This is a genomic window from Bythopirellula sp., assembly GCF_041737835.1.
In the GTDB taxonomy this organism is placed as follows: domain Bacteria; phylum Planctomycetota; class Planctomycetia; order Pirellulales; family Lacipirellulaceae; genus Bythopirellula.
Map to the genome: position 1 here is coordinate 47,104 of NZ_JBGSQY010000027.1, position 20,472 is coordinate 67,575.

Sequence of the window (20,472 nt, forward strand, 5' to 3'; positions counted from 1 at the left end):
TGATTTTCGCAAAAATGATTGCGTATCAAAAATAAAATTTGGATTTTGAGATGATCGACATAAGTTTCAAAGAATTATCTGAGGCAGTACGCAAACGAACTTTTGAGATCGATTGTCCCGAAATACGATTGCAATTAAACGTGGCAGGTCAAGTTTGCAAAATTGCAGGTCCTGGAAGTATCTACATAGAAGAAGGGCGTTTTAAATTTAAGTTCTTTTCAAAAAATCGGATGCCTGTCGTGGCATCTGATACCGTGGCCGGTCAAATAGTTCCTGCAGAACAATTGTGGAGTTTTTCTGCAATAGATATGCAGGATAGAAGTTGGAGCAGCTCACACGTTTCTCCATATGAAGATGTTTCGTATGGATCAGATCATACCGGGATCATCATCAGAGGGGAGCTTTGGCAACTTGAAGCACGAAGCTGCAATGGAATATCTTGCTCTATGGGTATTCGCATGGATATTCCAGGAGAATTCAATATCCCACTTTTTGATTCAACCAATACCGTTACCCATAATCCTTCACTAGGCCAACAAACTGAGTCTTCGAAGCGAGATACAGCTTCGCTAGAGATTGATGGTTGTAGAATAACAATAGTTAAGCACTCGTCGTTTGTCCGATTTCACATTGATGGTAAGAATCTGCAGTCTGAAATAGCGACCAGAGTCTGTGAAGCGTTTCAATTTGTAACGGCTAGATCGACTTGGTGGGAGTCACTGTACTCATCGGACGAGGAGGGCGATTACATAAGGCTTAGGTTGAGAAATCCTCTTGATAGCAATAGACGGATGCAGCCTCCTTTGAACACCTTCTTTGACTTGGACTATTGGAAACTTTTCGAGTGCTATTTCCGATATGTCTCTCAGAATACGTTAGGGAAAAACTTGCATGCCATTTCCGCATTTTTATCCGATGTTTCTGAAGCAAGCGCCACTTCGTTTGAACTATATTGCCTCATTCTATCTGTGGCAGTAGAAGGCGTAGTCAAGTTTTTACCAAGCCATGAAGATGATAATACAAATGTCTTTGCTGTGGTTGGACGACTTGTCGAGTATGTCATGAAATGGCCTGAGTTCGATGTGCCTGATGTTATGCGAGAGGAACAACCAACTACGACTCAGAAACTCAAAATGCGGATTTCCGGATTATTAAACACCCTAAATCAGCCCCGCGCAGTTGACCGCTTGCAGGCGCTTCAAAGCCATGGTGCCCTGCAAGACGATTTAATCCGTAACTGGAAAAAGTTAAGACATCCAGCCGCTCACGGGAATTCATTTGTTGAAAATATTACTCAGGTCGAATTTGATAAATGCGATAAGGCATTAACTCTCTTGTATCAGATTATTTTTTTGATCATCGGCTACACCGGAAAGTTCAGTAATTATTCAAAACATTCTTGGCCAGTTGAAGAGTTTAAGGGTGCCAACTGACTGAGCATCACCCGGCATGGGATGATGCCGGCCAACGGACTAGGGGTTGGTGGTGGAGGGGGCGAAATTCCATCGCAGCACGTGTTGATTGCGGCCTCGGCGTTGCTGTGTCAGTACACCATGCAGTTAGCTCGGCCGCGGGTTAGAACGTAAGTGTCCTAGGGTGGCGGTCGCCGAGACGACCTGACCCTAGGCTACGATGAGTAACCGCTTCACAGTAAAGAATTCCGGTGGTGGCGATATCCCTGGATCTGGATTCCCGCATGCGCGGGAATGACGGAGGATCCGACCTCGGAGAGGTCGGCCACAGGCGGCGGCTGGAAGCCACCGATACGAGTCGGAGACTCGTGCCACACTGGGAAACCGCTCCGCGTTGCCGACCAACGCTGCGCGTCGGTGCCCGAACACGTCGCGGCTAACAACTGACAACTCGGCACCTGCCACCCGCCACTCGCAACTCGTGACTCGTCGCTCGCAACTGCGTACTATTCTTGTCGTTCCAACTTCATCAACGTTCGTTCGCATGCAGAAAGTAAACGCCGTGTCGCGACCTGTTACCGTGAGTGTTCCCCATCAGCTGGGCCGCGAGGAAGCGCGGCGGCGGATTGCTGAGGGGTTTGGTCAGCTTCAGCAGCAGATGACCGGCGGCTTGAAGGGGATGGTCGCTTGCCAACAGCGGTGGGAAGGGGATCGGCTCCACTTCGAGGCGAGCTCGCTCGGGCAGAAAATGACCGGCCGGTTGGATGTGTCCGACGATGCGCTGCGGATCGAAGTGGATTTGCCGGCGATATTGGCAGCGCTGGCCGAACGGATTGCGGGGAAGTTGAAGGAGACGAGTCGGCAGTTGTTGGAGAAGAAGTAAGTTGGGGGCTGGGGATTAGGGGATGGGGACTTGGGGACTTGGGGCTGGGGCCTGGATTCCCGCCCCCACCTTCGTGAGGGCAAGCACTGCGCGGGAATGACGGATGATCCGACCTCGGAGAGGTCAGCTACAGAGACGAGTCGGAGACTCGTGCCACACTGTTAGATCGACGCCGTGATGGGGGCGTTCGTTTCGACTTGCACGAGGTGGCGGGTGCCTTTGCGCAGGAGGTCTTCGATGTCGCGTTTGGGGAGTGGCTTGGAGAAGAAGTAGCCTTGGCCGAGTTCGCAATCGAGCTCGCGGAGTTGGCACAATTGCTCGTAGGTTTCGATCCCCTCGGCCACGAGCTTCACGCCGCCGTTCTTGGCGAGCATGACGATCGCTTGAACCGTCGTGGGGCTTTCGAGTTCTTTGTCCAAATTGCTCACGAAGCTGCGGTCGAGCTTGATCGTCGAGAACGGCAACGTGTGCAGAATGCTGAGCGACGAATAGCCCGTGCCGAAGTCGTCGAGATAAAACTCGATGCCACGTGCAGAAATGTCTTCGATGATTTCGCGGACCATGGCGAGATCGGTCATCATGGCCGACTCGGTGATTTCGAGCTTGAGCGCCGAGGGGTCGAAGTTGTGGTTGTGTAAGCACTCGTCGATCAGGTTCACGATGCGACGATTACGAAGTTGCCGGGGCGAGAGATTGATGCTGACGCTCAAATCGCGGGCTTCGGAGAGCGTGTTGCGCCAATGGCCAACTTGGTCGAGGGCCTGACGGAAGACGCTCTCGCCGATCGCGTCGATCATGCCGGTCTCTTCGGCCACCGAGATAAACGCATCCGGCGAAAGCAATCCTTGCACCGGATGCTGCCAACGGACGAGCGCTTCCAGGCTGACGATTTCGCCCGTGATGAGCGAAACGATCGGCTGGTAGTACACGATGAATTGATCTTCTTCGATCGCGCGGCGGAGATCGCTTTCTAAGTTCATGCGGTGGGTGACTTGCGTGCGCATGTTCAAGTCGAACATCGACACGCAGCATTTGCCCAAATCCTTGGCGTGATACAAAGCCGTGTCGGCATCGCGGAGCATGTCGGTCGCGTCGTCGTATTCGCCGTTGCTGATGGCCACGCCGATGCTGATGCTGGGGAGCAATTCGTTTTGATCGATTTTGACAGTTTGGCAAACCACTTCGCGGATGCGGTCGGCAATCTGCATGGCGTGCTCTTCGCCGATAATGTTGTCCAAGAGCACAACAAACTCGTCACCGCTCAAGCGCGAAACAACGTCGTAGCCGCCGCGAATGTCGCGAGTGGTCGTGCGGAGGGCGTGGCGAAGCCGTTCGGCGATGTGCGTGAGCAATTGATCGCCCACGCGGTGGCCGAGGCTGTCGTTGACGATTTTGAAATTATCGAGATCGCAATAGAGCAGTGCGAAGTGATAGTCTTGTTGCCGTTTGCTGCGTTCAATGCACTCGTTGATGCGGTCGGAGAGCAGCATGCGATTGGGCAGGCCGGTGAGCGCGTCGTGAAACGCGATGTGGCGGATGCGTTCGTCGGCTTCGCGGCGAGCTTCCATCTCGCGCGAGAGATGCGTGTTGGCATCGGCCAGCGATTGGACTTGCTCCTTGAGCTTGCCGTTGGCGATTTCCAGCTTCTGGGCGTGTTCTTCGAGGCTTTGTTCGAGTTCGACGGTCCGCATCGCGACCCATTTGGAGAGATTCCATTTTTCTGTCAGCGAGCAAGCGAGCTGCTTCACCTCGACCACGTCGAACGGCTTTTTGAGAATCAAAAGCCAATCGTTGATACCGAACTTGTCGAGGATCGTTTGCCACGAATAGTCGGAATAGGCCGTGCAGATGGCGACCTGCAGGAGGGGATCGAGCCGCTTCAATTCTTGAATCGTGTGAATGCCATCCCAGCCGGGAGGCATACGGACGTCGACGATAGCGAGCGCATAGGGATTGCCAGCCGCGTTGGCCTGGCAGACCATGTTGAAACCATCTTCGCCTTGATAGGCGGATTCGATGTCGTACTTTACCGCGTGCGAACTGACGGGAATTGCATCATCGAACAAAGCTGCCGAGAGAGAATCGAGTTCGGCATTCACGCGCGGGGGTTCCAAGATCGAACGAATGTCGGCGTGAATCGCCTCGTTGTCGTCAACGATCAGGATGCGGCGGTTTTTGAATTGCTTGGTCATAAATGCTGTCGCGGTGGGCCGCGCGGCGCATGTCATGGGCCGTGGAGTGATCGCTCGGGATCTCGTTTCACAGTAAGGTCTTTTCGTGGAGCGAAGTTGCCACGATCTGTCCAAACATAGTTGCGAGAATGGGCCTGCCGCGGCTGGTGGGATGCGAAAAGTACGTTGCAGCTAAGTATTTGCCCGTAGGCGGGAGGTGGTCGCACTTTTTAAAACGGGTGTGCGGATTGCAGCGGTTTTCCGCCCGTGGTTCGCGGCGGGCGTTGCGGAGGGCTCACCGAATTCAAAAACGTGCGTATTTCGCGCAAAAAACCGATTCAAACCGGCGCCGTTTCGTTCTATTGGCCAGGAGATTGGCTTAGAATGAAGGCCTCTTAAGGGAGCTTGTCTTTCCGCTTTTCGTGATGAACCTAAATTCGTTGCCGCGAGGACGAGCCTTGTTGGCGAATTCGCTTTTGAGGAAACGCAGCATGAGTTGGGTGTCTCAATCCACGACGGCATGGCACCATTGGGTGGCCGTGGGGGTCTTAGCGATCAGTGCTTGCCTCGGGCAACTGCCGAGCGTGCACGGCTATCTGATTATCGAAGAGCAATTCCTGACGGGCGGTAGTCCCGCGAGCGGTCAGTACAACACTTCGCTGGGACTCGCCGGGCAGAATCCGACCGTGGCGGGATTTAGTGGGGCGTGGTATTCGAGCAATGGTAGCGCGATGAACGTGAACGCTGGTTCGCTTTCTTATAGCAACGGCACGTATCCGAGTTCGTCGGGGGGAAGCTTGTTTAGCCCCACGAACAACAACCGCGTGCATCGGCTGCTGGACAACGCGACCAATCCGTTTCAATCGTCCTATAACGGAACCGTTTATCTGTCGTATCTTTACCAAAACTCTGCCTCGAGCAACAACAATTACATTGCCTTCGAGATGCACAACGGCGGGAATAGCGACGGCAACCGCACGTTCCATCTCGGCGTGGGGCAATCGGATTTTCTGGGTGGTTCGACGTTTGGGTTTCGCATCAATCAGAATTCTTCGTTGGCTTCACCCTTAGGGGCGCGGAATACGGCGGTGAATCTGTTTGTGATTAAGTTCGATCTTTCGTCTGCCGCGGGTGGCGATGCGATTACGGTTTGGCAGAATCCAAGTTATTCGTCGCCGCTTGATGATCCCACGGGGGGCGTGACGTTCGCGGGGTTCGATTTCTTTGCCGATCGATTGGGGGTGGGGCGGTTTACCTCGGATTCCAATTTCGATTTCTCGATTGACGAGCTGCGCGTCGGAACGCGGTTTGGCGACGTGGTACTCGACAACTTTCTGGCTTGCGATATCAACGGCAACGGGGTGTGCAATTCGACCGACATGCGAATCTTGAGCACCAACTTGTTCAAGGCCGGGGAATATGACGACGGAGATCTCAACGGCGACGGCACGGTGGATTTCGCAGATTATCGGTTGTTGAAAGACGATCCAGCGCGGGTCGCGGGTTTTGATCCACCGCCGTCGGGTGGATTGTTGGTACCGGAACCAACAGGCGTAGTGCTGTTGCTGATGGGACTTCCGTTACTATTGCGAAGACCACCGGCTTGCGCCGGCGGTTATGGCGGAAAAAAGAGTTCATTGGTTGTGGTGCTGCTTTTAATGGGAGCCGCGCAGAGCCTTCATGCCCAGTCGCATCCGACGGGACCGATCACGACGTTTTCTGGTGCGACGCTGCGGATGAAACGCTACGCCAGCATTCCCACCTCGCCAATTATTTCGATGACGACCCAACCCTTGAACACCGGCAATGAAGATTTGTTCGTCACGACGCAGAACGGCAATATCTATTCGCTCCGTGACAATGGCGTGGGGGGCGTGAGTGTTTCGTCGTTTTTCAACTACAACACGGCGGTAAGCCAATTCGTTGCGAATCCGAATAACGGGTTTGTGCTTGATAACAGTAACTCCACGCACGGCGGATTGCGGAATATTTCGTTTCATCCCGAGTTCGCGCTTAATGGCAAGTTTTATACGTCGGCGTTGGTGGATTCGCCAAGCGGCGTCGCGGGGTTGAATTATTTGGGGACGACGCTCGCCAATCCCGCCGCGGAAAGTTTGGTCGCGGAATGGACCTATGACCGGCAAGCGAATCAGGTCAGCGGCTATCGCGAGTTGTTTCGCGTGCAGATGCCGGTGTTCGATCATCCGGTCAAGCAGATGAGTTTCAATAATTTTGCCAAGCCGGGGGATGACGATTATGGATTGCTGTACATCGCTCACGGCGACGGCAGCCAGTTTTCGACGACCGTGGGTGGCGGTGCGCCGGATAATGCGTTAGGGAAAGTTTTGCGCATCAATCCGCTGCAGGATGGCCCGAGCCGCTACACGACGCCGGGGAATGTGTTGGCGGGGCAACCGGGTTATCTGCCAGAGATTTATACGCTGGGGCATCGCAACCCGCATCACTTGTCGTTCGCGCGGGATGACAATGGCGACACGCATATCATTGTGGCCGAGCCGGGGCGGGATAACATCGAAGAAGTGAATGTCCTTCAGAACGGCGGGAACTATGGCTGGTCGAGCCGCGAAGGGACTTGGGTCCAGTTGCCAGGTTCTGGCGGTTATGGTGTCGGTGTGGGGATTCAACCGCTGCCGGCCAATGAGTGGCAGCTGAACGACTTTATCTATCCCGCGGCCCAGTACGATCACGACACGTCGTTCGGCACCGGCTTCGCGGGAGTTTCCATCGCGGGTGGGTTCACGATTCAAAACAATTCGGATCCTCAGCTTCAGGATCAATATATTTTCCTCGATCACGCCAACGCCAATGGTCGGGTCTATCAGTCGGCACTCGATGAATTGCTCGGCGCGCACACGCAGCTGGCCGATGGCGAATTGCCGGCGGCTTTATCGCAGGCGGAGATCCAGCGATTGCATTTGACACTCGACGTGGACGGTGACGGCGACGTTGACCGCACGGCGGACGACATGAACTCGCTGCTACAAGTTTCGCGGAACGACAGCCGGTTTGGGCGCGGATCCAACGGCGAGATGTTCATTTCCAGCAAGTCAACCGGACAAGTGTATTTGGTCACTAACAGCGTGCCCGACGTAGATCGGTTGACGTTGACGATCGATCGCGGCACGGGGGATATGACGATTTCCAATTCGTCGGGCGAAGATGTTGCGATCAACTATCTGTCGGTGACTTCGCCCTCGGGTTCGATTGCCCCGTTAGAGCTTCAAGCGTTGGGTGCGGGCTGGAATCTGGGGGGTGGCAATACATCGCAATACGCCATTCAGAAGAATGCCTCGGGCTCGCTCAATTTCACAGGCGTGACGAACGCCGATTTGGGGGATGCCTACGACGCACAGCTGTTTGCCTTTGAGACGCCCGCGGGGGAGGACGTGGCGTTTGTGTTTGAAACCGCTGACGGTGTAGAGGTGTTGGGGAACGTGGTGTACACGGGCGAGTCGCAGGTGCGTGACACGATAGTGATGACGGTCAATCTAGCGAATGGCGAAGCCGTGGTTCGCAATGAAACGCCGTTCTCGCAAGAGGTGGAAGCTTACACGATCACATCGCCATTGGGGTCACTCAATTTTGAGGGATGGAATTCCTTCGAGATGCAGGGAATCGACGACGGTGATTGGTTTGCCACTCCGCCGGAAGAAGAGATGAACCGCCTCACGGAAGTACAGGACCTCGGTACGACGACTTTTGATGAGAATACGAGCTATACCCTGGGCGAAATTTATGTGCTGGGTGGGCAGCGTGATCTGACGTTCGAATTCCTGCTTGCCGGGGAAGGTGAATTGCGCGAAGGTTTGGTCGTGTATCTGTTGCCGGGTGATTTCGACGGTGATTTGGATGTCGACGGCCGTGATTTTCTCGCCTGGCAGCGGGGTGGGTCGCCGAATCCGTTCAGTGCCGAGGATCTCTCCTCTTGGGAAGAGAACTATGGCATAGACGTTTTGCTACCGCTCGCTGTCTTGAATGTGCCAGAACCGGCGAGTTTGGTTTTGGTAGGAATGCTGGTCGGTTTTGTCACACAACGTCGTCGGAATTTTTAGGAACGCTAATTACCACTAATCAACGCTAATAAATTATTAGTGGAGGTTAGCGAAGATAAGTGTTCAGCGATTCTTACTTGCTTGTCATTTTCTTGAGCAGCCAATCGCCAAGCTTTGGTGACAACGCAGCGAGTGCCATCAAGAGGCGGGCTTTGCCAGGAACGATCAACTCGGGATCGCGCCGTTCGCAAGCAGTGAGAATTTGCTCGGCGAGCCCGTCGGGGTCGAGGCTGCTGATCTTGGCACCGCCCCCGGGTTGAGAGGCTTCTGCGGGAAGGTTCTCGGGAGTTTGGTAACGCGGCGCGCCTTCCTTGCGTGTGATCGGGCCGGGGCAAACCAAGAGCACGTGCAGCCCCTGCGGTCCTAGTTCTAAACGCAACTGCTGCGAATAAGCGCTCACGGCGTACTTCGTGGCGGGGTAGCTGCCGTAGTAGCGAGTCGCGATTTTGCCCGCGAGCGAGCTGATGTTGACGAGATGCCCTTGGCGTTCGATCAACGTGGGAGCGAACGCGCGGGTCATCCGCACCATGGTCAGAAAGTTGACATCCCAGAGGTGCTCAAAATCTTCGGGGGTTGTTTCCAGGATTGCCGAGCGGGTGGATTGGCCCACGCAGTTGCACAAGAAGTCGAGCCCGCCGAATTGTGTGCGGACGGCTTCGGCGATGCGATCGACGTCGTCTTGCACGGTAACGTCCCCTGGCAGCGCGAACGCTTGGCCGCCGGTAGCTTGCAAGAGATCGACGGCCTCGTTAAGTGGGCCAGCGCTTCGTGCATTCATCAAGACAGTCGCGCCGTGACTGACGAGCGCGCGTGAAATGGCGAGCCCCAAGCCGCCCGAGGCTCCCGTTACCAAGCCAATTTTATTTTCCCAATAATTCATGTCGCTTGCGGCTGCGGCCACAATAAGTTCCGTCTGTACTATTTGTAATGCTAATGATGTCTGCAAAGTTTCGCTTGTCTAGCGGCAAAATGCGACATGCGCTAGGACTTTCATAAAGAAACCTAGGCTTGGGGAGGTGTTCACCACGAAATTGTCGCCGACGTGGCCACCCCGTGTGAGACGAAACATATTCCCTTGACGGCGACTTAGGGCCACAATAATGGCGACGACGACCAACCACGTGCCCACCGGCACGTCCCCCTCCTACCTGACGAATCTCACCGGCGGCCTAGACCAGATAGAGCATCTTATGGACGAGTACGATTTGCCGCTTGAACGAATTCAAACCGCCCGTACGAAGATCGTGGCGACGGTTGGGCCTTCGTGCCGCGAGCCAATTCAGTTGGCAGCTTTGGCGAAGCTGGGGGCAAAGGTCTTTCGTTTAAATATGGCCCATGGTGGTCCCGAGGTGCAGCAGGAGCACGTTAACCGTATTCGCCAGGTGAGCGAAGACATCAACGAGCCGCTGGCGATCCTGGTCGACCTGGCGGGGCCGAAGTTCCGTTTGCGCGAACTCCCCAACGACCATATTTTCTGCCAACGTGATGAGACATTCTTTTTCGTCAAAAGCGAGCCGACCGATCCCCACGAATTGGTGACCAGTTACGAACCACTCATTGATGAACTGACGGTAGGTGATCAGGTGATGCTCGCCGACGGCACGGTCAGCATGGTCGTCGAAGAATTGATGCCGGATCGCGCGCGGTTGCGGGTTTTGCAACAGGGGATCATTCGCAGTCGGCAAGGTATCAATTTGCCGGGAGTTAGACTGAGTGCCCCCGCGATCAGCGTCGAGGATCATCAGCATGCAATTTGGGCTGCCAAGGCCGGGGCCGACTTTGTGAGCTTGAGCTTTGTGCGTTCGCCCGACGAAGTGCGGACATTGAAAGATATTTTGCGTTCGAGCAGTTCACAGGCTCGCGTGATTGCCAAAATCGAAAAACGCGAAGCGCTTGAACGGTTGGAAGAAATCGTCATGGAATCGGACGGCATCATGGTCGCGCGGGGCGACTTGGGTGTTGAGATCGACGTTGCCGAAATGCCGATCGCTCAGAAACGGATCATTCGCATGTGTCAGGAGTATCACAAGCCGGTGATCATCGCCACACAGATGCTCGATAGCATGCACGAATCGCAGCGGCCGACGCGGGCCGAAGTGACCGACGTGGCGAACGCGATTCTGGATGGAGCCGACGCTTGTATGCTTTCAGGGGAAACGGCGATTGGCAAGCACCCTCACAAAGTCGTCGAGATGATGAATCGCATCGCGCTGGCGACCGAGGCGAGCATGTTCGATCAACCACTGCGTGCTCCGAGCAAGAAAAAAGTTGATGGCCTGCATGAAGTGACCAGTGCAGTGGTGCGTGGCGCGGGAACGATGGCTCATACGCTCAAAGCCAAACTGGTGGTCGTGGCGAGCCATTCGGGTCGCACGGCGTTAGCGTTGTCGCAACTACGGAATTTTGTGCCGACCGTCGGTGTGAGCGGCAAAGAATCGACGCTTCGCCAAATGTGTCTTTATTGGGGCGTGACACCGCTGCGGAATGCACCGGCGGAGAACGTCGAACAGCTGATCAAGCAAATCGAAGACTGGACCTGCCGCGTGGGTTTGACAGTGAACGGCGACCGGATTGTCGTAGTGGGTGGGTCGCATTTGACCGCCCAGGCAGGCAAGATGGGCAGCGCCGCGCATGATGTGGTAATGGTCCACGAAGTGTCCTGCACACCACCGCCTGCCGCATGAAGCAGTTGTGGGTGGTCGGTTCTTGCTCGCAGCTTGTAGCAGAAATGCTCTTCTCCTCGGAAAGTAAGCGCGCTTACGAATAATCCGCCTTGTGTAGGTGGCGTGCATTTCCAAGTTGCAAGGTCGTGTTTGCATAACACGTAATATCCTTCTGCGCAAAATCTAGAGTTAGGGCCTGAGCGGAAGCGGTTGCCAGAATTTGTAATGTATGACCCTGCTGACAGGCTGGAAACTTCTTACTAAGCTATAATTCCTCTGTAATAAGAATCCCTCCTCTCCCTTGCATCGCAAAGCTCCCCTCCAGGTCATCGCGATGAGCGTTACCACGACAATTGGCCCGTCTGGCAAGTATCTCGTCTGCCGCGTGGATGAGCCGGTTACCGCTGAGGTGGTTTTTGAGATGATTCGTCAACTGGATGAATTGGCCGATCAGACTGGGATCCGTCACCGTCTCATCGATCCGCGGGGGATGCCCAATATGATGTCCGTCGCAGCCAACTACGACCTGGCCTACAAGGACATGGAAGAGTTGAAGATCGACCGTTCGACAAAAATTGCTTCGCTGCGCTTACCCACGGATACCGTCGATGACTTTGCTTCGACGGCGATCAAGAACGCGGGTTACAATCTGCGCATGTTTTCTGATGAAGCCGAGGCGATTGCCTGGCTGGAAGAAGATTAATCCGACCTTGATATGAGTGGGCTCATGCCAATCGAGCTTTCGTTAGTCGACTCTGGAAAGTATCAGTATGTGCGAGTGAGTGGACTGATTACTCCCGAAATTTCTCACCAAATCGCTTTGAGTACCGAAGCATTTGCCGATGAAACTGGCGTGAAATCGGTTTTATTTGACTTGAGAGATTCAAGGAATGTTTCGTCGGTGGCGGAAAACTATGACTTGGCTTACAAGGAACTCGAAGAGTTGGGTATTAAGCGATCCACCAAGGCGGCACTTTTGTTGAGTCCCGACGATTGTTCTCACGATTTTGTAGTGATCGCGCTGCGTAACGCAGGTTACAACGCGCGAAAATTTATCGACGTAGCGAAAGCTGAAGAATGGTTGGAGGCGGATGCCGCTTGATTACGGCTTCTTTGCCAATCGATCTTGGGGCTTGAGCAATCGTTCTTCGAGCCGTGAGACGAAGTGCATTAGGCTCGAATCTCCTGAGAAGCCGAGCACTCGGCGATCGACGTCCATTTGCTGCGAAGCGATGCGACCCTTGGCGATATCGAAGCGCACGGTTCCCTTGGCCATCCGTTCTGCGAGCTGCGATTCAACAAAGGCGCTAACGGGTGTCAGCACTTGATACTCCACGTTAATCGTGGCAATCCCGTTCTGCACGGTATCGAGCTTGCAGACTCGACGGGTACGAACTTGTTGCTTGGCACCGCTTTTGGTGTCGACGGATACGTCGAAACTTTCGCTCCATTCTTCACCGAGCGCGACGGGATTCTCGGGGAGTCGCAGCGTGATCGGCATGTCGTCGGTGACTTCCGGCTGCGGATGCTTGACCACGCGATTGACGATTTCGCCACTCGGCTTGATGCGAATTACCGACAGCGGCACGCCCACGGCGCGGGCGGCTTGCTCGAATCCAGGTGGAGGGGTTTTGTCGCGCTCGCTATCGAATTCGGTCACCGCCCGGTTGGGGACACGGTTGACCATCCGCACATGTTCGACCAGATGGACGAATTCGATCTCACCGTTAGGCAAAACGTCGGTCACTTTCCAAGCCTTGATTGATTCGCTGGTGGTTTCGGCTTGCTGGCTGGTGCCCTCGATCGTGCTTTCGATGTCGGCCGAGTGCTTCACGCTGTAGCGTAAAACTTCACCCATACGAAATTTGTATGTGAGCTCGACCTTTTGCTCGGACGATTCCTCGGCAGCGCGCACCGTCAGCGAAATCAACAGAATCAAGCAACCAGCAAGTAGGGTCTTGAAGTGGGGCATCCTTGCACCTATGCGAAAAGTGGTGATAAATGTTTATTCGTCGAGCTTCAATCGACCACCCCAGCCAAGCTTCTCACGAAGCGTACGGTAGTAACCATAGCCGGCGATTTCGATCAGTTGGAACTGGGCATCGCTGCGCGTGATGCGAATTCGATCCGTGCTTTCGGGGTGGCACAAAATCTTGCCGTCGACCACCAATGCTGTTCCTTCCAGCGGGGCGGGGACACGCAATTCGTACACGCGCTCGGCGGAGTCGACCACGGGGCGGTTGGTGAGCGTGTGGGCGTTGATCGGCGAGATCACAAATGCCTGCAAGTCTTTGCGGAGGATGGGGCCTCCTGCTGACAGGTTGTGAGCCGTCGAACCCACGGGGCTGCTCACGATCAAACCGTCGCAACTATAAGTGGTTACCAATTCAGCGTCAACGTAAAGCTGGATCTCGAGAATCGCGAACGGTGGGCCTGCTAGCACCGAAACTTCGTTAAGTCCGAGCGCGCGTTCGAGGATTTTGCCGTTCCGTTCGACTTCGCATTCGAACATGAGATGCGAAATCACGCGATATTCGCCCGCCGCCACGCGTGGTAGAACTTCGGGGAGTTGCTCGGGCTGCAAGTCGGCCAGGAACCCCAGTCGGCCAAGATTCACGCCGAGGATGGGAAGTTGCTCGTAACCCAACAGCAGGGCAGCCCGTAGCATCGAGCCATCGCCCCCCAGGACGATCGCGAAGTCGATGTTGTCGGTTTCGACATCGGTGGCCGTGAAGTCGTCGATGAGGTCGACCACTTCGGCGTGTTTTTCGACCAGGGGACGGAGTTCGAGCGCGCGTTCACGAATCGAAGGGCGATTCGCATCGGCGAGCATCAGCACACGAGGGCGGACAGTTGATTGGGCGGCGGTCATAGGCTTAGCATACCAGCCGGCGTGAAAAGCGGGGAGAGGAGGGGGGCGAGACGATGGAATTTGCCCTGTAAGGGCTCGATATGGTAGCCCAGGGCGCAGCCCTGGGTATTCAAGCAGAAAAGTCAAGTTCGCCCTGTAAGGGCAAGATAGTTAATCCCAAACGTAGCGCTCATCGGATTCGATTTTGTAAAGGGTCAACAATTTTCGGTACTCATCTTGAAACGATTCCTTAGAGTGATGAATTCGTTGATTGATGATGTATCGGCACAAATCCTCAAGCTGTGATTGTCCGACGGAGAAAGCACCGTACCCGTTTTGCCGGCGAAGTTCTGGTACTTTGTGCCTTTTGTTTTGATCCACTTCGAGGTGCTTTGCTTGAGTTCTTGAACTAGGTCTGCAACGGTAATCGTGCGAGACAGGGAGCATGCAATATGAATGTGGTCGTCGGTGACACCGACTTGATGGCTAAAGCATTTGTGTTCTCGACAGATTGTTGCAACGTAAGGAAACAATTCGTTTTCGATTACTGCGTCTATCCATGCATGTCTATGCTTTGTGCTAAAGACGATGTGTAAAAGAACATTGGATAGTGATTGTGGCATGTGGCGTACCCATACGGCCGAGTATCTAGCCCCTTCAGGGCTACCTTGATGGTGCTTGGTTTTCCCAGGGCTGCGCCCTGGGCTATTGAATTATGCCCTTTCAGGGCATGGAACTAGAAACTTGATGCCAGAGTTTGTGATAAAATCAAATCAGGAAGATTATACCACGTAATCGTCTTGACTTTTGTCCTCTGTAAATGATTTAAGTGTGCAGGACCTTATTCGCCGCTAATTCTCGGCAGGTCGCGACAATACTTTCCACGTCGAGGCCTAGATCGGCCAAGAGCTCGTCCCGTTCGCCGTGTTCGACGTAGATATCGGGAATGCCCAAGCGGCGCACTCGGCTGGCGTCGAGGTGGGCGTCGGCGGCGGCTTCCAAGACGGCGCTGCCAAATCCACCGGCGAGCGTTGCTTCTTCGAGCGTGACGACAAAGCCGCATTCGCGGATTGCTTTGAGGATCAATTCCGTGTCGAGTGGCTTGAGAAAGCGGGCATTGATTACGCCCACATCAAGGCCATCGGCACACAATTGATCGGCCGCTTTGATGGCCCTGGCGAGCAGCGGGCCGTAAGCGATCAAACATCCGTCGACGCCCCAGCGGAGTGTTTCGCTTTTGCCGAGTTCGATGGCGGGGGCTTCGCGAACAATTTCGGTGGCCGTCGCTTTGGGATAGCGAATCGCGCATGGCCCATCGAACTGCACGGCGAAGTCGAGCATCTTGGGGAGTTCGGTTGCATCGCCCGGGCTCATCACGACCATATTCGGAAAGACCCGCAAATAGCCCAAATCGAACACGCCGTGGTGCGTGGGGCCGTCGGGGCCCGCCAAGCCGCCACGATCCATCATGAACGTCACGGGGAGATTCTGCAGGGCGACTTCTTGGAAGATGTGGTCGTAAGCCCGTTGGAGGAAAGTGCTATAAATATCGACAATCGGCCGCAGACCAACTTTGGCTTGTCCGGCTGCGAAGGCGACGGTGTGGGACTCACAGATTCCCGTGTCGAAAAATCGTTCGGGAAACGCATCGCGGACTTTTTCGAGCTTGTTGCCTTGGCACATAGCTGCGGTGAGGACCGTCGCGCGAGGGTTGTTACGAAGTTGATCTTCAATCGCTTCGGCCGCAACGTGCGTGTACGAACGCGAAGAACTTTTCTTAAGTGTGACTTGGCGTCCGCTGCGCTCCTCGAACTGTGGTGGAGCATGGTACAGCACCGGGTCTTCGGCGGCAGGTTGGAAACCGTGGCCCTTTTCCGTAACGACGTGCAGCAACACGGGGCCATCGATGCGGCTCACCATTTTAAGATACTTGCGCAGCAGACCGATGTTGTGGCCGTCAATCGGGCCCACGTAGCGGAAGCCTAAATCTTCGAACATCATGCCGCCGCTCAAGCCTGCCTTGGCGGCTTCTTTGAGTTGTACGAGGAACCGCTCGGTGGGATCACCCAAGAGCGGCACATGGCTTAAGATCTTGGCGACTTCATCCTTGAAGCCGGTGTACATGGGATTCATCCGCAGGCGGTCGAGATAATCGGCCACGCCGCCGACGCGGGGGCAAATCGACATGCGGTTGTCGTTGAGCACGACGAGCAGTTTGTCGCTCTGCCGACGGGCGTTGTTCATCGCCTCGAAGACCACGCCGGAAGGAAACGCCCCGTCGCCAATGACCGCCACGGAGTGGCGCTTTTCGTCCTTGCGTAGCAAATCATCGCCACTGGCTAGTCCCAGCGCCGTCGATACGCTGGAACCTGCGTGACCGGTCATGAATAAATCGAAATCGCTCTCCGCAGGGTTGGGGTAACCCATCAGGCCCCCCTTGGTGCGGATCGATTGAAACTCGGGATAGCGGCCAGTGAGCAACTTGTGGGGATAAATCTGATGCCCCGTGTCCCAGATGAGGCGATCACGGCGGAAATCAAACGTCGTATGCAGAGCGATACACAATTCGACGACGCCCAAATTGGAAGCGAAATGCGCGCTGCGGCAGGCAATCAAGTTGCAGAGCACTTCACGGATTTCGCTTGCCAAATGTTCGAGTTGCGGCAGCGACAGCTTTTGCATGTCGGCCGGTTCGGAAATCGTCGGAAGAATGGTTTGCGTCACGTATTTCGATGCCTCACAAAAATCGCTAGCTCACGCAGAGCCGTCGCTTTATCGCCAAAAATCTCGAGTGCGGTGCAAGCTTGTTCAATCAGTTTCTCGGCCAGCTCGCGACTCGCCGCTTCGCCCAGGATCGCCGGATAGGTGTTCTTGCCTTTGGCCGAATCCTTGCCCAACCGTTTCCCCATGTGTCCCTCGTTGCCCGATACGTCGAGCAGATCGTCGACGACTTGGAAGGCTAGTCCCAGATTGTCGGCATAATCTTCGAGTGCCGCGAGTTGCTGATCGGTTGCATCGGCAATGATGGCCCCCAGCCGCAAGGAGACGCGGAACAGGGCTCCGGTTTTGCGGCGGTGGATCGCTTCCAGCTCGGCGAGTGTGCATTCTTGGAATTCGCTCGCGAGGTCGGCAGATTGCCCACCGACCAACGCTTCTGATCCAACCGCACGGGCGAGCTCAGCGCAACAGCGGGCGGCAATTTCGGGGGGCTGAACTTGGGCGACCATTTCAAATGCCCGGGCTTGCAAAGCATCGCCGACCAAAATAGCCGTTGCTTCGTCGAATTGCTTGTGACAGGTGGGGCGGCCACGGCGGAGGTCGTCGTTGTCCATGGCGGGCAGGTCGTCATGAACCAGCGAATAGGCATGAATCATTTCGACGGCGAGCGCTGCGGGGATCGCTTGCTGAACATTGCCGCCACAAAGCTCGCAAGCCATCAGCACCAATTGAGGCCGTAAGCGTTTGCCCGGCGCGAGCAGGCTATATTCAATGGCATCGCGGAGACGGTCAGGACAATCCGACGAAAGCTGAACGCTATTCGCAAGAGCCGACTCGATCAGATCGCGAAACGACGATACGCCGGCTGGTGGGGTGGTGATACTCATCACTCTATTCTAAAAGAGCGGGGATTCATCGTCCACTTCACCAGCGGCGGGCCGTTTACTAGAGCCCTTTTCGGCCGTACTGCGACGGCGGCTGCGGGCCTCGCCTTTGGCGGCCAGCGAGGTGTCATCGTCGTCATCCAGCGAGACGGTCTTGGCGTTTCCCGCGGCGTCGAGTCCGCTGACGAGCTCGATTTTGCGTTCCGCGTGGCGGAGCAGTTGATAACATTGCTTGAGATGTTGCACGCCTTGCTCGTACTGTTCGAGCGAATCCTCGAGGCCCAGTTTGCCGCCTTCGAGCTTGACGACGATGGTCTCCAACTCTTTGAGTGCATCCTCAAAGCATAGTTCTGCATCGTCGTCATTTTGTTTTTTCTTGGCCACGCTCAGACTCCTCGTCGTCGGTTCGTTTAATCTTCGATCTTTGTCACGGTACTCACGACCGATCCTTCGGCCAGCCGCGTGCGAATCAGCTGCCCCGATTTCAGGTGCTTGGTCGTCGTTAATAATTTGCCACTGTCGGCATGTTGCGTCAGACTATAGCCCCGTCCTAGAACCGCCAGGGGACTCAAGGAATCGAGCTTGCCGCTGACGGCTACTAACTTTTGTTGTTGCTCGCGAAGATTGACGCGGATGGTGTTGTGCAGTCGCGAACTTAGTTCATCCACCACGCGGCTTTGATTGTGGATGGCATCCATCGGACGTGCCAGGGCAGGGCGGCTGGCCAGCGCGTCGAGCCGTTGGCGATAGTTGGCGACTTGCAGAAATAAAGACCGCCGCATGCGATCGCTGTAAAGTTGCACGAGCGCGGAGACATCCGACGATGAAGGGACGACTCGCTCGGCGGCTTCGGTGGGCGTGAGCGCTCGCACGTCGGCCACTAAGTCGGCGAGCGTGACGTCGATTTCATGTCCCACGGCGGAAACCGTTGGCACGTGCGAAGCGGCGATGGCACGGACGACGGGCTCTTCGTTGAAGCACCACAAATCTTCGAGACTTCCGCCGCCGCGACCGACGACCAACACATCGAGCGGCGGTTGCATTTTGTTGGCTAGTTGGATGCCAGCCGCGATTTCCTCGGCCGCGCCGGTGCCTTGCACACGCGTGGGGAAGATATAAACTTCCACGCCACTCCAACGGCGTTTGATCACTTGCAGAAAATCATGAATTGCCGCGCCAGTGGGACTTGTGACGAAACCAATGCGACGGGGAAACGCGGGGAGTGGCCGTTTGCGGTCAGGGTCGAACAGACCTTCAGCGGCGAATTTTTCGCGGAGTTTGCGCAAGGCCAGTTCAAGAGCGCCGATGCCGCGCGGTTCGATCTCGGAGACGACCATCTGATAACTACCGCGGGGCGGATAGACGTCGAGCGCGCCTCGGCAGACGACTTCCAGCCCATCGTGCAGATCGAATTTGAGTTTGCTCGCGGCGGTACGCCAAATGACGGCGCGAAGTTGGGCCGCATCGTCTTTGAGCGTGAAATAGCAGTGCCCCGACTGGGGCCGCGAGAAGTTCGAGATTTCCCCCGCAATCCAGACGGATGAAAACTGCGTTTCGATCGCACCCTTGAGCTGTGCGGTAAACTGCGAAACGCTCAGCACGCGCTCAGTGATCGAAGCATCGTTGGCAAGGGTCTTGGGCATCGCCGCATTCTAGCGGCTCCAAGGTATGTGCGCAAGCCGTTAGAGAATCAGACCTTCACGCGCTGCGGCGGGTTTCTTCTGCGATGGCGATTTGCGGTTTGGAAATTTGTGCCGTGGTCTGACGAATGCGGGCCTTGCGTTTTTCGGCGCGGTCACCCTCACGCGTGCCCCCTTGCTCGGCCCAAAGTTCTGCCTCAAGCGTGAGATCGTTCATGACTTTTTCGACTCGCAAACGTTCGGCTTCCATCCCGTCGCGGGAAAGGTTGCTCGGCACATGAATCTTGGGGCCGATCACGCAGCGCACTCGGGAAAAGGGTAACGGCATCGCAAATTGATCCCAGCTCTTGGCCCGTTTGGGATAAGACATGCCAAAACCCATCGGCACGATCGGCATGCCTGTCTTGGTGGCGAGGAAGATGGCCCCTTGGGCCATTTGCCGGCGCGGTCCGCGTGGCCCGTCGGGTGTAATTGTGATGTGAGAATTCTTGCCGCGGCTTTGCATTTTCAACAAGGCGGCGGTGGCCCCTTTGTTGCTCGAACCACGAATGCAGCCGAACCCCATGTGATGGGCCACGCGCGACAGAATTTCGGCGTCACGATGTTTGCTCAAGAGCATGACCAAATCGCAATGGCCACGCAGGTAAAGCGGGACCAAGATGTATTCGTGCCAAAACAGATAGATGCGTGGCTCGTCGGTCCCCAGCCTTGGGTCAGTCGTGGGATCGTAGAAAAAAGCACGGTAATCGTGAGTGCTCATCCACGCACGGATCGCTTGTGCCGAGAGCAGGCCGAAGAGCCCCGTTGAGAATTTATTGGCCATTGTGAATGCATCCTTGCTGTTTTTTCAACCTGTCAAATCGAGTGAGTTGCCACTTGTGCCTGTCGTGTCCTTGGCTTGGCGCGTCAAGTGGTGTTCGTCGTTATTCGGTAGTTCGTTCTGCGGATCGTGCTGTTGCCATAACATCCGACCGTCGGCATCACGTTCCGAGGTTTCTTGATCTTCGTCGGTGGTGCCAATTCCTTCGGCCATCTCGGCACTTTGTGAGGTCGCGATACGCCGTTCGCGTATCACGCCGTCGCGCTGGGTGCGTTCGGTCTCAGAACCCGCGGTTTGCGCGAGTGGCGCACCCGCGGCGCCCGCGAAGATTCCGCCCATTGGTACCACGTTCATAGG

Annotated in this window: 17 protein-coding genes; 6 read left to right on the forward strand and 11 right to left on the reverse strand. The window is 55.5% G+C overall.

Annotated features, from left to right (window positions below; all coding sequences use genetic code 11):
* Positions 1 to 50 precede the first annotated feature (50 nt).
* Positions 51 to 1,433 (forward strand): hypothetical protein, encoded by a 1,383-nt coding sequence (locus tag AC6T8Q_RS08390; RefSeq protein ID WP_500678645.1) that lies wholly within the window; start codon positions 51 to 53, stop codon positions 1,431 to 1,433.
* Between the two features lie 541 nt (positions 1,434 to 1,974).
* Positions 1,975 to 2,295, forward strand: a complete 321-nt coding sequence (locus tag AC6T8Q_RS08395) for a polyhydroxyalkanoic acid system family protein (RefSeq protein WP_496921717.1) — start codon at positions 1,975 to 1,977, stop codon at positions 2,293 to 2,295.
* Positions 2,296 to 2,456: 161 nt separating this feature from the next.
* On the opposite strand, the gene AC6T8Q_RS08400 is transcribed toward AC6T8Q_RS08395, so the two are convergent.
* The gene (locus AC6T8Q_RS08400; protein WP_500678646.1) at positions 2,457 to 4,487 is read right to left on the reverse strand and encodes a GGDEF/EAL domain-containing response regulator; all 2,031 of its coding nucleotides are present in this window, start codon (positions 4,485 to 4,487) and stop codon (positions 2,457 to 2,459) included.
* A 470-nt stretch (positions 4,488 to 4,957) separates the two neighbouring features.
* Between AC6T8Q_RS08400 and AC6T8Q_RS08405 the strand changes: the two genes are divergently transcribed.
* Positions 4,958 to 8,539, forward strand: a complete 3,582-nt coding sequence (locus tag AC6T8Q_RS08405; protein ID WP_500678647.1) for a PQQ-dependent sugar dehydrogenase — start codon at positions 4,958 to 4,960, stop codon at positions 8,537 to 8,539.
* 73 nt (positions 8,540 to 8,612) lie between these two features.
* Here the strand turns inward: AC6T8Q_RS08405 and AC6T8Q_RS08410 are convergent, their stop codons facing one another.
* A complete protein-coding gene (locus AC6T8Q_RS08410) occupies positions 8,613 to 9,440 on the reverse strand; it encodes an SDR family NAD(P)-dependent oxidoreductase (RefSeq protein WP_500678648.1) in 828 nt (275 codons plus the stop codon).
* Positions 9,441 to 9,639: 199 nt separating this feature from the next.
* Here AC6T8Q_RS08410 and pyk point away from each other — a divergent pair, with 199 nt between their 5' ends.
* The 3 genes from pyk (at position 9,640) to AC6T8Q_RS08425 (ending at position 12,304) form a co-directional block, all read left to right on the forward strand.
* On the forward strand, positions 9,640 to 11,223 hold the full coding sequence (gene pyk / locus AC6T8Q_RS08415) for a pyruvate kinase (RefSeq protein ID WP_500678649.1): 1,584 nt from the start codon (positions 9,640 to 9,642) through the stop codon (positions 11,221 to 11,223).
* A gap of 313 nt (positions 11,224 to 11,536) precedes the next feature.
* On the forward strand, positions 11,537 to 11,905 hold the full coding sequence (locus AC6T8Q_RS08420; protein WP_500678650.1) for a hypothetical protein: 369 nt from the start codon (positions 11,537 to 11,539) through the stop codon (positions 11,903 to 11,905).
* A gap of 24 nt (positions 11,906 to 11,929) precedes the next feature.
* Complete coding sequence (locus tag AC6T8Q_RS08425) at positions 11,930 to 12,304, forward strand: hypothetical protein (RefSeq protein ID WP_500678651.1); 375 nt, start codon at positions 11,930 to 11,932, stop codon at positions 12,302 to 12,304.
* Here the strand turns inward: AC6T8Q_RS08425 and AC6T8Q_RS08430 are convergent, their stop codons facing one another.
* From AC6T8Q_RS08430 to AC6T8Q_RS08470, 9 genes are all read right to left on the reverse strand, one after another.
* On the reverse strand, positions 12,305 to 13,174 hold the full coding sequence (locus tag AC6T8Q_RS08430; RefSeq protein WP_500678652.1) for a hypothetical protein: 870 nt from the start codon (positions 13,172 to 13,174) through the stop codon (positions 12,305 to 12,307).
* Positions 13,175 to 13,207: 33 nt separating this feature from the next.
* Positions 13,208 to 14,074 (reverse strand): NAD(+)/NADH kinase, encoded by an 867-nt coding sequence (locus AC6T8Q_RS08435; protein ID WP_500678653.1) that lies wholly within the window; start codon positions 14,072 to 14,074, stop codon positions 13,208 to 13,210.
* 194 nt (positions 14,075 to 14,268) lie between these two features.
* Positions 14,269 to 14,676: a transposase gene (locus AC6T8Q_RS08440; RefSeq protein WP_500678654.1), complete on the reverse strand. Its 408-nt coding sequence runs from the start codon at positions 14,674 to 14,676 to the stop codon at positions 14,269 to 14,271.
* 202 nt (positions 14,677 to 14,878) lie between these two features.
* Positions 14,879 to 16,777 (reverse strand): 1-deoxy-D-xylulose-5-phosphate synthase, encoded by a 1,899-nt coding sequence (gene dxs, locus AC6T8Q_RS08445; protein WP_500678655.1) that lies wholly within the window; start codon positions 16,775 to 16,777, stop codon positions 14,879 to 14,881.
* Positions 16,774 to 17,658 (reverse strand): polyprenyl synthetase family protein, encoded by an 885-nt coding sequence (locus AC6T8Q_RS08450; RefSeq protein ID WP_500678656.1) that lies wholly within the window; start codon positions 17,656 to 17,658, stop codon positions 16,774 to 16,776. Before AC6T8Q_RS08450 ends, dxs begins: the two co-directional genes overlap by 4 nt.
* 9 nt (positions 17,659 to 17,667) lie before the next feature.
* Entirely contained in the window at positions 17,668 to 18,039 is a 372-nt protein-coding gene (gene xseB / locus AC6T8Q_RS08455) for an exodeoxyribonuclease VII small subunit (protein ID WP_500678657.1), read from the reverse strand.
* A 26-nt stretch (positions 18,040 to 18,065) separates the two neighbouring features.
* The gene (gene xseA, locus AC6T8Q_RS08460) at positions 18,066 to 19,298 is read right to left on the reverse strand and encodes an exodeoxyribonuclease VII large subunit (protein ID WP_500678658.1); all 1,233 of its coding nucleotides are present in this window, start codon (positions 19,296 to 19,298) and stop codon (positions 18,066 to 18,068) included.
* A 55-nt stretch (positions 19,299 to 19,353) separates the two neighbouring features.
* Positions 19,354 to 20,118 carry a lysophospholipid acyltransferase family protein gene (locus AC6T8Q_RS08465; protein WP_500678659.1) on the reverse strand — a complete coding sequence of 255 codons (765 nt, stop codon included), beginning with the start codon at positions 20,116 to 20,118 and terminating at the stop codon, positions 19,354 to 19,356.
* A 24-nt stretch (positions 20,119 to 20,142) separates the two neighbouring features.
* The gene (locus AC6T8Q_RS08470) at positions 20,143 to 20,469 is read right to left on the reverse strand and encodes a hypothetical protein (protein WP_500678660.1); all 327 of its coding nucleotides are present in this window, start codon (positions 20,467 to 20,469) and stop codon (positions 20,143 to 20,145) included.
* Positions 20,470 to 20,472: the final 3 nt, after the last annotated feature.

Excerpts from the sequence above, each read along its gene's own strand:
- AC6T8Q_RS08390 (WP_500678645.1), top strand. The coding sequence starts at position 51 with ATGATCGACATAAGTTTCAAAGAATTATCTGAGGCAGTACGCAAACGA.
- AC6T8Q_RS08400 (WP_500678646.1), bottom strand. The coding sequence starts at position 4,487 with ATGACCAAGCAATTCAAAAACCGCCGCATCCTGATCGTTGACGACAAC.
- AC6T8Q_RS08405 (WP_500678647.1), top strand. The coding sequence starts at position 4,958 with ATGAGTTGGGTGTCTCAATCCACGACGGCATGGCACCATTGGGTGGCC.
- pyk (WP_500678649.1), top strand. The coding sequence starts at position 9,640 with ATGGCGACGACGACCAACCACGTGCCCACCGGCACGTCCCCCTCCTAC.
- AC6T8Q_RS08420 (WP_500678650.1), top strand. The coding sequence starts at position 11,537 with ATGAGCGTTACCACGACAATTGGCCCGTCTGGCAAGTATCTCGTCTGC.
- AC6T8Q_RS08425 (WP_500678651.1), top strand. The coding sequence starts at position 11,930 with ATGCCAATCGAGCTTTCGTTAGTCGACTCTGGAAAGTATCAGTATGTG.
- AC6T8Q_RS08430 (WP_500678652.1), bottom strand. The coding sequence starts at position 13,174 with ATGCCCCACTTCAAGACCCTACTTGCTGGTTGCTTGATTCTGTTGATT.
- AC6T8Q_RS08435 (WP_500678653.1), bottom strand. The coding sequence starts at position 14,074 with ATGACCGCCGCCCAATCAACTGTCCGCCCTCGTGTGCTGATGCTCGCC.
- AC6T8Q_RS08440 (WP_500678654.1), bottom strand. The coding sequence starts at position 14,676 with ATGCCACAATCACTATCCAATGTTCTTTTACACATCGTCTTTAGCACA.
- AC6T8Q_RS08450 (WP_500678656.1), bottom strand. The coding sequence starts at position 17,658 with ATGAGTATCACCACCCCACCAGCCGGCGTATCGTCGTTTCGCGATCTG.
- xseA (WP_500678658.1), bottom strand. The coding sequence starts at position 19,298 with ATGCCCAAGACCCTTGCCAACGATGCTTCGATCACTGAGCGCGTGCTG.
- AC6T8Q_RS08465 (WP_500678659.1), bottom strand. The coding sequence starts at position 20,118 with ATGGCCAATAAATTCTCAACGGGGCTCTTCGGCCTGCTCTCGGCACAA.
- AC6T8Q_RS08470 (WP_500678660.1), bottom strand. The coding sequence starts at position 20,469 with ATGAACGTGGTACCAATGGGCGGAATCTTCGCGGGCGCCGCGGGTGCG.